13 protein-coding genes are annotated in these 14,057 nt (G+C 43.6%); all 13 read left to right on the top strand.

The features are described from left to right. Positions 1-41: 41 nt before the first annotated feature. The 13 genes from EV146_RS02090 (at position 42) to EV146_RS02030 (ending at position 13,968) form a co-directional block, all read left to right on the top strand. A complete protein-coding gene (locus EV146_RS02090; RefSeq protein ID WP_132001283.1) occupies positions 42-668 on the top strand; it encodes a polysaccharide deacetylase family protein in 627 nt (208 codons plus the stop codon). A gap of 76 nt (positions 669-744) precedes the next feature. Then, positions 745-1,545, top strand: coding sequence for a Nif3-like dinuclear metal center hexameric protein (locus EV146_RS02085; RefSeq protein ID WP_338419205.1), 801 nt, complete (start codon positions 745-747; stop codon positions 1,543-1,545). Between the two features lie 462 nt (positions 1,546-2,007). Further along, positions 2,008-2,976, top strand: a complete 969-nt coding sequence (locus tag EV146_RS02080; RefSeq protein ID WP_132001280.1) for an ABC transporter permease — start codon at positions 2,008-2,010, stop codon at positions 2,974-2,976. A 13-nt stretch (positions 2,977-2,989) separates the two neighbouring features. After that, complete coding sequence (locus EV146_RS02075) at positions 2,990-3,859, top strand: carbohydrate ABC transporter permease (protein ID WP_132001277.1); 870 nt, start codon at positions 2,990-2,992, stop codon at positions 3,857-3,859. A gap of 59 nt (positions 3,860-3,918) precedes the next feature. Then, the gene (locus EV146_RS02070) at positions 3,919-5,547 is read left to right on the top strand and encodes an ABC transporter substrate-binding protein (protein WP_121613765.1); all 1,629 of its coding nucleotides are present in this window, start codon (positions 3,919-3,921) and stop codon (positions 5,545-5,547) included. A gap of 74 nt (positions 5,548-5,621) precedes the next feature. Further along, positions 5,622-6,377 carry a DUF624 domain-containing protein gene (locus EV146_RS02065; RefSeq protein WP_241993778.1) on the top strand — a complete coding sequence of 252 codons (756 nt, stop codon included), beginning with the start codon at positions 5,622-5,624 and terminating at the stop codon, positions 6,375-6,377. Further along, entirely contained in the window at positions 6,346-8,355 is a 2,010-nt protein-coding gene (locus tag EV146_RS02060; protein ID WP_132001274.1) for a beta-galactosidase, read from the top strand. The genes EV146_RS02065 and EV146_RS02060 overlap by 32 nt, the downstream gene beginning before the upstream one ends. A gap of 139 nt (positions 8,356-8,494) precedes the next feature. After that, positions 8,495-9,646 carry a Gfo/Idh/MocA family protein gene (locus tag EV146_RS02055; RefSeq protein WP_132001271.1) on the top strand — a complete coding sequence of 384 codons (1,152 nt, stop codon included), beginning with the start codon at positions 8,495-8,497 and terminating at the stop codon, positions 9,644-9,646. 32 nt (positions 9,647-9,678) lie between these two features. Further along, complete coding sequence (locus EV146_RS02050; protein WP_132001492.1) at positions 9,679-10,776, top strand: Gfo/Idh/MocA family protein; 1,098 nt, start codon at positions 9,679-9,681, stop codon at positions 10,774-10,776. A gap of 23 nt (positions 10,777-10,799) precedes the next feature. Next, on the top strand, positions 10,800-11,192 hold the full coding sequence (locus EV146_RS02045; protein ID WP_132001268.1) for a VOC family protein: 393 nt from the start codon (positions 10,800-10,802) through the stop codon (positions 11,190-11,192). Between the two features lie 91 nt (positions 11,193-11,283). Further along, positions 11,284-11,958, top strand: coding sequence for a GntR family transcriptional regulator (locus EV146_RS02040; protein ID WP_132001265.1), 675 nt, complete (start codon positions 11,284-11,286; stop codon positions 11,956-11,958). Positions 11,959-12,026: 68 nt separating this feature from the next. Further along, positions 12,027-13,139, top strand: a complete 1,113-nt coding sequence (uxuA, locus tag EV146_RS02035; protein ID WP_132001262.1) for a mannonate dehydratase — start codon at positions 12,027-12,029, stop codon at positions 13,137-13,139. Continuing rightward, entirely contained in the window at positions 13,123-13,968 is an 846-nt protein-coding gene (locus EV146_RS02030) for an SDR family oxidoreductase (RefSeq protein ID WP_132001259.1), read from the top strand. The genes uxuA and EV146_RS02030 overlap by 17 nt, the downstream gene beginning before the upstream one ends. The last annotated feature ends 89 nt before the right edge of the window (positions 13,969-14,057 follow it).

Below are 14,057 nucleotides of genomic sequence, written 5' to 3'. Positions count from 1 at the left end.
GCCTTAAAACTCAAAACTTAATGTTGGAAGGAGGGAAGCATATGAGCATTCCAAAAATAATTAATCAAGTTGATACCAGGCATAAAGCCATAGCGATTACCTTTGACGATGGGCCTAATCCAGTCTACACCCCGCAGATTCTCGATCTGTTCCGGGAGGTATCGGGAAAGGCAACATTCTTTATGATTGGTGAACAGATGAAAAAATATCCGGACATAGTCTCAGCTGTTTCGAAGGAAGGGCATGAAATTGGCAATCATACCTATACCCATCCAAAACTCACCACGCTTACACCGGAGGATTGTCAGAAGGAAGTTCAGTTGACAGAGCAATTGATCCGGGATATGACAGGAACCCGTCCAGTTACCTTTCGCCCGCCCTATCTGGATCTTGATCATAAAATATCTGCGCTCATTCATAGCCGATCCTACAGCATAATAGGAGCCCTCAACATGGAAGCTCTCGATTGGGAGCAGCCAGGCGTGGACCATATCTTGAGCAAATCAAGAAAACACGCCATGAATGGCAGTGTCCTTTTGTTTCATGATGGGTTCGGGAATCGTTCGCAAACGGTAGAAGCTGTTAGAATGCTGGTTGGCGAGCTTTCGTCTAAAGGGTACAAGCTGGTGACAGTAAGCGAGTTATTAGAGCTGAGGGCAGCCACCTGAATGCAAGTGAAAATAAGACAAAATCCAGATTTAGGAGAATACAAGATTCCTAATCAATTCTTTTACTATAGTAGGGGTGATTTCCATAACTACCATTAACGATGTTATTAAACAGCTAACGAAACCTGCCGGGGAGCTGGAAACCAGTGTGGATTCACTGTTGTTCGGTGAGCCAAACACTGAGGTGAAAGGCATTGTTATTTCATTTATAGCTACACAGTACGTGATTGAACGCGCGAAAGAGCTGGGAGCGAACCTGATCATTACTCATGAAAATCCTTTCTACAGTCACCAAGGAGCTATCTCACATATTCAGAATGATCCTGTGTACCAAGCGAAACGCCGCCTGATTGAACAGGAGGGGATGGCGATTTTCCGTTTTCATGACCACATCCACAAATACCGGCCAGATGGAATTATGGCCGGGTTGATTGCTCAATTAGGATGGGATGCATTTATAGAAGAGAACGCGGCTGCCTTCTCCATTGTTCATATACCAAGTGCGACTGTGCCTGAACTTGCAAGTCTGATAAAGAAGAAACTCGAAATCCCGTTTGTCCGAGTTGCCGGGGATATATCGGCCACCTGCAGTCGAATTGGATTATTGGCAGGGTATCGAGGAGGAGGACAGACTGCCATCCCGCTTTTTGAAGGCAAAGGTGTAGATTTAATTATAGCCGGTGAAGGCCCCGAGTGGGAGACCCCCGAGTATGTTCGGGATTCCGCATACCAGGGAAATCACAAAGCGATGATCTTTTTGGGGCATGCACCAAGTGAGGAGCCAGGCATGCAGCTGCTGGCTGAACAAGTTAGAACCACTTTTGCCAACACACCCGTCCACTATATTAAAAGCGGGAATCTGTTTCAGATTATGTGATGAGGCGGAATTTTTTAAAAAAATAAAAAACTATGAAAAATCTTTGTTTATTCGGTAGACAAACAATATGACGGTTGCTATAATGAATTTAGCTCAAGTATTGAAAACACAGACAGTCACTTGTCAGTTGGATTCTTTATTAAGCTGCGATAAGATCTTCAGTGGCTTTTACTACCATACTAGTACATCTAGTAGTCGAGTTATACCAATCAAAGCAGCAAATCCCCTTTTAATAAAAAATGAAAGGGGTTCCATTTACTGCTTTCTACCATACTACTATTGCTAGTATACTTTTGAGTTTGATTTCATTATTTCCTGGATTGACCGGAAGGAGGTTGATTAAAAAGTAAGCGCTTTATATATGCTTCGTGATTTGAATCCTTTGTTCCTTTACACAGGCTTTCATATTATCCAATAGCCGCAGGTTTTCATTATTCATCAACCAAAGAGTGGAGGGTTTGAGTGGAAACAGATGTAGTAAGATCACATACAGCTGCTGGTACTGTACAGACAGCCAGGAAAAGCAAGCTGGCCATTGCTTCAGCAAAAATACGCAAAGACTGGCAGCTTTATACACTATTAATCTTGCCAATTATCTATTTGCTTATTTTTAAATACGGTCCCATGGTTGGAAATGTTATTGCATTCCGGAGGTTTATGCCAGGGGGCAATATCTATGGAGAAGAATGGGTGGGCCTTCACTATTTTAATATGTTCATCAATGATCCGGTTTTCTGGAATGTCTTTAAAAATACATTGATGCTGGGAGGACTGGGACTTCTGTTCACCTTCCCGATGCCAATTATCTTTGCGCTTTTGCTAAACGAGGTTAAATCAAGAAAGTTCAAGAAGTTTGTGCAGACAGCTTCTTATCTTCCTCACTTTCTTTCGATCGTCATCATTGCGGGTATGATTCTCCAACTGACAGCAATTAACGGCTCGATCAATGCCTTAGTGGAGTTTTTTACAGGAAGCAAGATCACTTTTATGCAGCAGGCCGAGTGGTTCAGGACGATTTATATCAGCTCTGAAATTTGGCAGGGGATGGGCTGGGGTGCCATTCTTTACCTTGCGGCGCTTACAACGATTGATGACTCTTTATACGAGGCGGCAAAAATTGATGGTGCCAACCGCTGGAAGCAGACTCTACATATCACCATTCCTGGAATACTGCCGACAATCGTAACACTCTTAATACTTAATATCGGCAGTTTTATGGCCGTTGGTTTTGAGAAGGTCCTGCTTCTTTACAACCCATTAACCTATGAAACTTCCGATGTGATTTCGACCTATTTATACCGGATCGGTCTTGAATCAAATAATTTCAGCTATGCAACTGCAATTGGATTATTCGAATCCCTGATTGGATTGATCCTGGTCCTGACAGCTAATTCAATTTCCCGCAAACTGACTGAAAGAAGCCTTTGGTAAGGAGTGAGCAGTAATGAAGGAATCCATACAATACAAGATCTTTAAAGTATTCAACACAATTATTCTTTTGCTGATCGTCTTCTTAACGCTCTATCCGTTTATAAATGTGGTTGCACAGTCTTTCAGCAGTGAGGCTTACATCAATTCAGGAAAGGTTAGTCTTTTCCCGAGAGGCTTCAATGTTGAAACCTATAAAACGGTTATTAAGGATACGATGTTCTGGACGAATTATAAAAACACGGTGATTTATACAGTCGTCGGCACAGCCATATCCATGGTGCTCACCACGATGTTTGCCTATGCATTATCAAAAAAACGCCTGATTGGACGCAGGCCATTAACCCTATTCGCCGTCTTCACCATGTTTTTTAACGGCGGATTAATCCCTAACTACGTCCTGATCAACAGCCTTGGCATGGCAAATACAATGTGGGCCATTGTCCTTCCAGGCGCGATCAGCATCTATAACATGCTCATCATGAAATCCTTTTTTGAAAATATGCCTGATGAACTGGAAGAAGCTGCTTCGATCGATGGCTTAAATCAATACGGTATATTGCTAAAAATTATTTTGCCACTAAGTAAGGCGGTCATTGCGACCATGATCCTCTTTTATGCAGTTGCCTACTGGAATTCATGGTTCAGTGCTTTCTTATACCTTGATCAAAAAGAGCTGTTCCCTGTAACAATTTATTTACGAAATATGATTGCGGGCGCTACGAGCGGAATGAACTCCGGAGCAACCTCAGCGGATAATCTGACCCAGATTGCCGCAAATATTAAGTCTGTGACCATGGTACTTACCATTCTGCCGATCTTGACCATTTATCCATTTGTCCAAAAGTATTTTGTAACCGGTGTCATGCTGGGGTCGGTGAAGTAGGAAGAACAAATTTGGTTTTACTTTTTTACCATATAAATGAAAAAACAGGGGGAAAGAAAATGGGAATTGGTATGAAAAGATTGTTCAGCAGCCTGGGGGCAATCGGTTTGTCAGCTGCCCTTATGGTGGGCTGCAGCAGCAATGAGTCTGCCGGAAAAGATGGGGGCAATACATCAAAAGGAGCAATGGAAGGGTATAAGGCAGGGGATACCTTCAAAGCAGAGGAAAAATTTGATTTGTCCATTCTATATATGGATCAGCCAACTTATCCATATAAAAAGGACTGGCTATTATGGGAGAAAATCACAGAAACCACTAATGTCACGCTGAAGCCGACCCTTGTGCCATTGAGTGATTATCCGCAAAAACGAAGCCTGTTAATCAGTTCGGGAGATGCACCGCTTGTCATTCCAAAAACATATCCTGGAGAAGAATCGGCATTCGTCGCTTCTGGTGCTATTCTGCCTGTAAGTGATTATATCGACAAAATGCCGCATTTTAAGGAAAAGGTTGAAAAATGGAATCTGGAAGCTGAAATCGACGGCTTAAGACAAAACGACGGGAAGTACTATCTGCTGCCGGGACTGCATGAAGAGGTTTGGCCGGATTACACGCTTCTGATCAGAACCGATATCTTCGAGAAACATAATATTGAAATCCCGGCAACCTGGGATGAGCTTTACACCGCTATGAAAAAATTAAAAGAACTCTATCCTGATGTTACGCCATTTTCAGACAGGTTCACTTTCAACAGCACGCTGAACATCGCGGCAACCGGCTTTGGAACTAAAGCGGGCTGGGGATTCGGAAACGGATTATCCTATGATGAATCCAAGGACGAATTCATCTACGCTGCAACGACAAATGAATATAAAGAGATGCTTGAGTATTTTCATAAACTGACAGAGGAAGGCCTTCTGGATAAAGAAAGCTTCACACAAGAAGATGATCAGGCCATCCAAAAATTTGTTACAGGCAAGTCCTTCATTATCAATGGAAATTCTCAAACGGTCAACCTTCACCGAACTGATATGGATAAAACCCTGGGCAAAGGCAAATATTCCATTTCTAAAATTACCGTTCCAGGTGGGCCTGCGGGGCAGCTTATGGGAGGTTCCAGGCTGGAAAACGGTGTAATGATTTCTGCAAAGGCAAAGGAAAGCGAGAACTTTGAAGCCATCCTGCAGTTCATTGACTGGCTCTATTATAGCGATGAAGGACAGGAATTCGCCAAGTGGGGAGTCGAGGGAACAACCTTTACCAAAGAAAACGGAGTAAGGAAGCTTGTTGAAGATGTGAATTATAATGGTTTAAATCCAGAAGGAACCAAAGATTTACGTGTTGACTATGGTTTCTCTGGCGGAGTATTCGCCTATGGAGGCACGACCGAGCTGCTGCATTCCATGATGAGTGAGGAAGAAGTGAAGTTCCAGGAAGATATGGCAAAAACAAAAACCACGATTCCTCAAGATCCTCCAATCCCGTATTCGGTGCAGGATCGAGAAAAAGTATCTTTGCTTAGCACGCCGCTAAAAGACTACACGGATCAAAATACACTGAAGTTTATTATGGGAGACCGTGACCTGAAGGAATTCGATAAATTTGTTGAAGAACTTAAAGGTCAAGGGTTAGATCAATATCTGGAGATTGCGAATAAAACCTATAAAGAGTATAAGAAGAATAAATAACAGCATTGAGGTTGCCCCTTCCCAAAAGTGAGGGGCAGCCTGATTTACTAAGCTGGAGAGTCAGGAACGCGAACGTGAAAACCATCAAAGAAGGTGAAGATCAAGTGGAAAGAAAAGAATTTGGGCAGGGAATCTTATTTACATTTTCGAATTATATTTATTGGCTACTGATGACAAACCTTCTGTTTGTTTTGGCAAACGCCGTTTTTATCGGTTTTTTCATGACGCTAAAACCGGATTTCTCCAATATCAGCTTATATTTATTAGCCCTGATTCCTTCTGGGCCGGCCATATCCGCCTTGTTTTATTCAATGGATAAGCTCTTAAAAACCAAAGAATTGTCTCCTGTGTCTGATTTTATTCATGGATATAAATCTAGTATAAAAACAACATTAGCAGTTTGGATATCGATACTGGCAGCCTACTTTATTTTAATGGTGGATCTGCAATATTTTCAGCAGTCCGCATCCAGTACAAACCAGGCCCTATCCATTATCATTTCACTCCTGATTGTTTTTCTGTCCGTACTGTCCATTACCATTATGGCTATTAATTCATTATACAAATTTAGAATCATAGACTTACTCAAGCTGTCTGTTTATTACAGCTTCCGTAAATTTAAAAATTCAATCGGCAACGTGCTGATTTTATTCATAGTTGGATTTGCCTCCATGATGACGACCGATTTTCTAATTATTTTTGTCTCCAGTATCGTTGCTTTTTTCATCATGCTGAACACAAGGGAGATTCTGAAAGATATTGAATTTAACTTTTTAAGGGTAGAAGAAAGGAGTCCATATGAACAAAATACATTATGGCGGGGATTATAACCCGGAACAATGGCCTGAGGAGATTTGGTCGGAAGACATGGCGTTATTTGAGGAGGCACATATAGATACTCTGACTGTTGGTGTGTTTTCCTGGTCCATGATTCAAAAGGATGAGGAGACGTACGATTTTTCCCTTATGGATAAAATTATGGAGCGATTGCATAAAGAGGGGAAAAAGGTATGCCTTGCCACCGGGACAGCCGCCCATCCAGCCTGGATGGCCAGAAAGTACCCGGAAGTAACACGTACAGATTTTCAGGGACTGAAACATAAATTTGGGCAGAGGCATAATTCATGCCCGAACAGTCCTGTATATAAAGGATATTCAAGGCTGATGGCCCAAAAAATGGCGGAGAGATATGCGGGGTATGACAACATCATTGCCTGGCATGTCAACAACGAATATGGCGGGTCTTGTTATTGTGAAAACTGTGAAAAGGCATTCCGCAACTGGCTTCATCATAAATATGGAACAATCGAGAAACTGAATGAAGCTTGGAACACCATGTTTTGGTCCCACTACTTCTATGACTGGGATGACATTGTCGTACCTAATGCATTAAGCGAGCATTATGGGAGAGAGAATGTAACGGCTTTTCAGGGGATCACCCTTGACTATATGCGTTTTAATTCAGACAGTCTTCTGAATAACTTCCTGTCAGAGAAAGAAGAGCTGAATAAAATCACACCGGCTATCCCGGTAACAACCAATTTTATGGGGATGTACAGGCCACTGGATTATTTTAAATGGGCGAAGCATCTGGATTTCATCTCCTGGGATAATTATCCGCCGGATATGAAATCTGAAGCACGAATGGCACTGACGCATGATTTGATGAGGGGATTAAAAAACGGGCAGCCGTTTTGGTTGATGGAACAGACGCCTACAACGACAGCCTGCAGGGACATCAATCCTGTAAAAAGGCCGGGAGTCATGCGTTTATGGAGCTACCAGGCCATTGCTCATGGTTCTGATTCGGTTTTGTTTTTCCAGATGCGTCAGTCAAAGGGGGCTTCCGAAAAATACCATGGTGCGCTGATAAATCATGCCGGCCGCAATGATACCAGGTTTTTTATCGAGGCCAGGCAGCTGGGGGAAGAACTGTCATTGTTAGGCGACCAGCTTACAGGTTCGGAAACAAGCGCAAGGGTAGCGATGGTATTCGACTGGGACAGCTGGTGGGCAGTGGAAATTTCCGATGGCCCGTCCCGGCATATCAGCTATCAGCAAACCATGATTCACTTTTACAAAGCCTTGTTTGCTTTAAATATTCCGGTAGATGTAATTGGGCCGGATACCGAACTGGATCAATATGATGTTGTCATTGCACCTCTCTTGCATATGGTGAAGGATGACTACCATAAGAAAGCAGAACAATTTACAGCAAAAGGCGGAACCTTCATTACCACCTTTTTGAGCGGGATTGTGGATGAAAATGATAACGCGATTCTTGATGACCGGCCAGGCCTGTTCAAAAAACTGCTGGGAATCAGGATTGATGAGACCGATACCTTACTTCCCCAGGACTTTAACAGTATATGTGTGGAGTCAGGTGAATTAAAAGGAGAATATCCATGCAACATGATCTTTGATGTAGTGAAAACATTAGGGGCAGAGACCATAGGTACATACGGAAAAGACTTCTATGCGAATACACCGGCTGTTACCAGGAACAAGTTTGGCGGTGGAGAAGCCTGGTATATAGCCAGCTACCCTGATCTGGATTTTTTAAAGAAGTTATTTAAACAAACAGCCAGCAACTACGAAATAGCTTGCAAGATTGAGTCTGGCGAAGGGGTTGAAATCACAGAAAGGAAGAAAGGGGACGAGATCTTTACTTTTGTGCTCAACCATGCCGAAGAGGAAAGAGAAATTGCCCTGCCCAAAACATACCATTCTTTGCTCGATAACCAAACATATGAAGCCGGAATGAAATTGAAGGTGAAAGCCAAGGATGTTGTTATTTTAAAAGGCTGAAAATCCGGGAGACCAGCCGGATTTTCATGACAGGCAGTTACCGTGGTTAAGCAGCCTATTTTTAGAAGATTTAGGCAAGAGGAGATCCAACAGCAAAGAACTGCTTTCAAAAATTCAATCTAAAAGGAGTCGAATTAAAATGCTGAGAATCGCAATTGTTGGAGCCGGAGCAATATCATCTGCGCATATCAAAGCGTACCTGCAGTTCCCGGAAAAATGCAGGATTGTAGCTGTATGTGATATCTATTCCGAGAAAGCGGAAAAGCTGGTGGCACAATACCAGCTACCTGCCAAAGTATACAAGGATTACAGCGATCTTCTTGAGCATTCTGAGATTGATCTTGTCTCTGTCTGTACACCTCCATATACTCATGCTGAAACCTCGATTGCATTTTTAAATGCGGGGATTCATGTAGTAGTGGAAAAGCCGATGGCCTCTTCACTTGAAGAATGCGACAGGATGCTTGAAGCGGCAAAGAACAGCGGAAAACTTTTATCGGTTGTCGCACAGAACCGTTTTACGACTCCGATGATGAAGTTAAAAAATGTCCTTGAAACCAGACTGATGGGACCTATCGTTCATACCCAGGTTGATTCTTTTTGGTGGCGGGGCTACAGCTACTACGATCTGTGGTGGCGGGGCACATGGGAAAAAGAGGGCGGCGGCTGCACCCTGAATCATGCGGTTCACCATATCGATATCTTTCAATGGATGAACGGAATGCCGGCTGAAATAACGGCTGTGATGAGTAACACCTCACATGATAATGCAGAAGTCGAAGACCTTTCGATTGCAATAGCCCGCTATCCTGATGGCAGCCTGGCACAGATAACCAGCTCCGTTGTCCATCACGGCGAGGAACAGCAGTTAATTTTCCAGGGGAAAAAAGCCCGTGTTTCTGTCCCCTGGAAAGTTGCGGCATCAAAGTCGAAGCAAAATGGATTTCCAGAAGAAGACAGCGCTCTGGAGCTAGAGCTGCAGAATGTGTACGAAAGCCAGCCAGAGCTGAAGCATGAGGGTCATACAGGGCAAATCCATGATGTTTTACTGGCTGTTGAAGGCGAGAAAGATCTTCTTGTTGACGGAATCCAGGGCAGGCGGACGCTCGAGCTTATAACGGCCATTTTTCAGTCAGCAAGCTATGGAGAAACAGTACGTCTTCCGCTGAAGCCTGACAGTCCTTTTTATACGAGGGAAGGGATCCTGGAGAATGCGGTCCATTTTTACGAGAAGAAAAATAGTATCGAAAACTTTGCGGAAAATACGATCACTTCAGGCGGGAACAATTAAGGAATCCTAGGAAACGGAAAGGAGCGGTAATGGTGAATAAAAGTGATGGAATGAATTACGCGCCAAAAGGCGAGAAGATTGTCCGTACAGTGGGAGAGGGAGAGTTTCCATTTGCGGCCATAGGTCTGGACCATGGCCATATTTACGGGATGTGCAACGGATTGATTGAAGCAGGAGGAAATCTTGTATGTGTTTATGACCCGGACCCCCAGAAGGTCGAACAGTTTTGCTCCACTTACCCTGGGGTTAAAGCTGCCTTATCCGAAGATGAAATCCTTAAGGATCCCTCAATCAAGCTAATTGCCGGGGCATGCATACCATCTGAACGCTATGAGCTGGGACTTAAAGCCATGGATCATGGGAAGCATTACTTTGTAGACAAGCCAGCCTTCACAAAAATGGACCAATTAGCAAAGGCAAGGAAGAAAACAGAAGAAACGGGCCTGAAATGGGGAATTTACTATAGTGAGCGGCTTCATGTTGAGAGTGCCGTATACGCCGGCCAGCTGATTGAAGAAGGTGCCATTGGCAGGGTTGTTCAGGTCATCGGCACAGGTCCTCATCGTGCGCGTCCAGAAGGCCGCCCTGAATGGTTCTTTGATCCTGAGCGATTTGGCGGAATTTTATGTGATATCGGGAGCCACCAAATCGAACAATTTCTTCATTTTGCTGGTGCAAAGGATGCCAAAGTCCTTCATAGCAAAGTAGCAAACTACAGCTTTAAAAAGTATCCGGATTTTCAAGACTTTGGAGATGCGACTCTTGTCGCGGATAATGGGGCAACCTTTTACTTCCGGGTGGATTGGCTGACTCCTGATGGCTTGGGCACATGGGGGGATGGCCGTGTCATTATCCTCGGTACAGACGGCTATATCGAGGTGAGAAAATACATCGATATTGGCAGGGAAAATACATCCAACCATCTATATCTTGTCAATCATGAGGGCGAGCAGCATTTCGATTGCTCAGGAAAAGTCGGTTTCCCATTTTTCGGAGATTTTATCCTGGACTGTTTAAATGGAACGGAAAATGCGATGACACAGGAGCATGCGTTCAAGGCGGCTGAGCTTTGCCTGGAAGCACAGCAAAATGCGATTAAGATTGAATTTCCAGAACACTCCTATAAATAAGAAGAAACGGCGGTGGCATAAAAGTGATTAAAACAGAAGGAATCCATCATGTAAGCTTAGCGGTCGTCCATTTAAACGAGGCAAAGGCTTTTTACGGTGATATTCTGGGTTTTCCTGAAATCGAGCGCCCTCCATTTGATTTTCCTGGTGCCTGGTACCAGGTTGGATATCAGCACCTTCATTTAATTGTTTGTCCAGAAGCGGAAACACTACGTCCCAGCCGGAAGATCAGTTCCAGGGATGGACACTTTGCCGTGAGAGTACTGGATTATGATCACACCTTAAACTATCTGAAGGAAAAAGGAGTGCCTGTACTGGAAAAGCCAAATAGCAAAAGTGGTTTTGCACAAATCTTCTGCAGTGATCCAGATGGGAACTTAATCGAGTTCAATGTGGAGCAAAAGAAAAGCCGCTAAATAAGTAGAGAGCTGCCTTTAGGAGCATAGCAAATTTTTTTGAATGAAAATCTACCATACTAGTATTTTGAACTTGGCAGAAGGGGGCAACATGCTTACACAGCAGACAGTCAGGAGGTCCACCAGGGATCACTCCTATCAAATATTAAAGGAAAAGATTCTTAATCTTGAGCTCGAGCCTGGTACAAAAATTTCGGAAAAGGAAATCGCCGAACAGCTTAATGTCAGCAGAACCCCGGTTCGTGAAGCTTTTATGAAGCTCGCACAGGAGGAACTTCTGGATATTATTCCCCAGAGCGGAACGATTGTTTCGAGAATAAACCTTGAGCATGTTGAAGAAGGAAGATTCATCAGGGAAGTTCTCGAAAAGGAAATTGTAGCCCTCGCATGCAAGGCATTTCCAGGAGAATATAGATTTAAACTGGAAAGCAATATTGTCATGCAGGATTTGTGCGTGGAACAGAAGAATATTCTGAAGCTGTTTGAACTGGATGAGGAATTCCATCAAATATTATTTTTCGGGTGTAAAAAAGGGAGAACCTGGAAGATGCTTCAGCTCTTGAACAGCCATTTTAATCGATTAAGAATCTTAAGGCTGCAGTCAAATTCCGATTGGGACCACATCATTTCACAGCACAAACTCATTTACCAGCTCATTGTAAATAAAGATGAGGAGCAAGCTGTGAAAGTAATGGAGCAGCATTTGCGATTAGTTGTCATCGAAAAAGAGTTTTTGAAGGAAAGATATCCATACTATTTTATCTAACATAAATGTGCAGCTGCAGGACTGCCATCTTAAGGCCTGTATTAAATCATAGATTGGAGAATTCAGAAGTGAAAGTCACATTTAGATGGTTTGGCAAAAAGGATGACAGTGTGCCACTGGCCCATATTAGGCAAATTCCCGGTATGGATGGCATTGTAGGCGCTCTGTTCGATATCCCTGTTGGCGAAGTCTGGCCATTGGACAGGATTCTGGAGTTGAAGAACGAGATTAATAGCAACGGGCTTCGTCTTGAAGTTATTGAGAGTGTAAATATTCATGAAGATATTAAATTGGGGCTTCCAACGCGTGAACAATATATTAAAAATTACCAGGAAACAATTCGGAATCTCTCGAAGGCAGGCATTAAAGTGATTTGCTACAACTTCATGCCGATATTTGACTGGACCCGATCGGACCTGGCCAAAGAGCTTCCTGATGGCTCAACCGTCCTGGCCTATGAAAAAAGCCGAGTGGAAAATATTGACCCTTATGTTTTGGTGGGGAAAATGGAGAATGACTCTAATGGATTTTCCTTGCCAGGCTGGGAACCAGAGCGCTTAAAAACAATAAAAAACCTTTTTGAATTATACAGGGATGTGACCGAGGAAGATTTATTCGAAAACCTTCAATACTTTCTAGAACGTGTGATCCCGGTTGCCGAGGAATGTGATATAAAGATGGCCATTCACCCGGATGATCCGCCATGGTCTGTCTACGGTCTCCCTCGCATTGTGAACAATAAGGAAAATCTCGAGCGAATTGTCAAATGTGTTGACAGTCCTTCAAATGGCGTTACCCTTTGCTCAGGGTCGCTGGGGGCAAATCCTAATAATAATATCCCTGAAATTCTGGATTACTTTTTAAAATTGGGCCGGGTTCCGTTCGTTCACATCCGCAATGTCAAAATTTATGAGAACGGTGATTTTGAGGAGTCGTCCCATAGAAGCCAGGATGGCTCACTGGATCTGTATGAGATTATAAAAGTTCTGCATAATCATGAGTTTACAGGTTATTTCCGGCCGGACCATGGGCGGATGATCTGGGACGAAGTAGCACGGCCGGGGTATGGATTGTACGACCGCGGGCTTGGAATCATGTATATATTAGGCATTTGGGACAGCCTTGAAAAAACGAAAAACCTGCCAAAAGAGAGGATGAGTGAAAATGTTGCCGCTGAATGAGTCTCTCGCGGGAAAAGTAGCAGCAGTAACAGGCGGTGGCGGTGTGCTGTGCAGCTGTATGGCTAGAGAACTTGCCAGGCAGGGAATGAAGGTAGCCATCTTGAACCGTACATATGAAAAGGCCCAAAAGGTTGTTGACCAGATTGCCAGTGAAGGCGGAAAGGCCATTGCAGTGCAATGTGATGTGGTCAATATGGAGAGCGTTAAAAAGGCGGAGCAAATTGTTTTCAATGAATTTGGCAGATGTGACGTGCTTATAAATGGCGCGGGCGGGAATCACCCCAAAGGAATCACCACCAAGGAAACTCTCCAATTATCGGATATCGGAAGGGAAGAACTGACGAGCTTTTTTGATCTGACATTAGAAGGTTTTTCATTTGTGTTTAATCTTAATATTATTGGAACCTTAATTCCAACCCAGGTATTTTCCAAACGAATGGTTGGGAATAAAGGCACCATCATAAATATCTCGTCCATGAGTGCGCCCAGCCCGATGACAAAAGTTCCAGCCTACAGTGCGGCTAAGGCGGGGATTGAAAACTTTACCAAGTGGCTGGCCGTGCATATGGCTGAAGCGGGCATACGGGTGAACGCGATTGCACCGGGCTTTTTCCTGACTAGCCAAAATGAGGCATTGTTAAAACATCCTGATGGCTCCTACACGGAGCGCACAGAAAAGATTCTTGCCCATACCCCAATGCTGCGCCTTGGAAGTCCTGAGGATTTACTGGGTACTTTATTGTGGCTTGTTGATGAGCAGGCCAGTGGGTTTGTAACCGGCATCTCTGTCCCTGTTGATGGAGGATTCATGGCATACTCAGGAGTTTAATGGCTTCACATGACCTAATTTCCTTCTGCACCAGGCAGGAAAAACAGGGTTTCAATGATAACAATGAACAGGTTCAAACGTCACTGTAA

It is taken from the genome of Mesobacillus foraminis (assembly GCF_004340465.1).
Classification (GTDB): domain Bacteria; phylum Bacillota; class Bacilli; order Bacillales; family Cytobacillaceae; genus Mesobacillus_B; species Mesobacillus_B foraminis.
The sequence above is the reverse complement of the archived record's forward strand: the minus strand, read 5'-3'. Positions and strand labels throughout refer to the sequence as shown.

Excerpts from the sequence above, each read along its gene's own strand:
- EV146_RS02075 (WP_132001277.1), top strand. The coding sequence starts at position 2,990 with ATGAAGGAATCCATACAATACAAGATCTTTAAAGTATTCAACACAATT.
- EV146_RS02090 (WP_132001283.1), top strand. The coding sequence starts at position 42 with ATGAGCATTCCAAAAATAATTAATCAAGTTGATACCAGGCATAAAGCC.
- EV146_RS02040 (WP_132001265.1), top strand. The coding sequence starts at position 11,284 with ATGCTTACACAGCAGACAGTCAGGAGGTCCACCAGGGATCACTCCTAT.
- EV146_RS02070 (WP_121613765.1), top strand. The coding sequence starts at position 3,919 with ATGGGAATTGGTATGAAAAGATTGTTCAGCAGCCTGGGGGCAATCGGT.
- EV146_RS02060 (WP_132001274.1), top strand. The coding sequence starts at position 6,346 with ATGAACAAAATACATTATGGCGGGGATTATAACCCGGAACAATGGCCT.
- EV146_RS02030 (WP_132001259.1), top strand. The coding sequence starts at position 13,123 with ATGTTGCCGCTGAATGAGTCTCTCGCGGGAAAAGTAGCAGCAGTAACA.
- EV146_RS02055 (WP_132001271.1), top strand. The coding sequence starts at position 8,495 with ATGCTGAGAATCGCAATTGTTGGAGCCGGAGCAATATCATCTGCGCAT.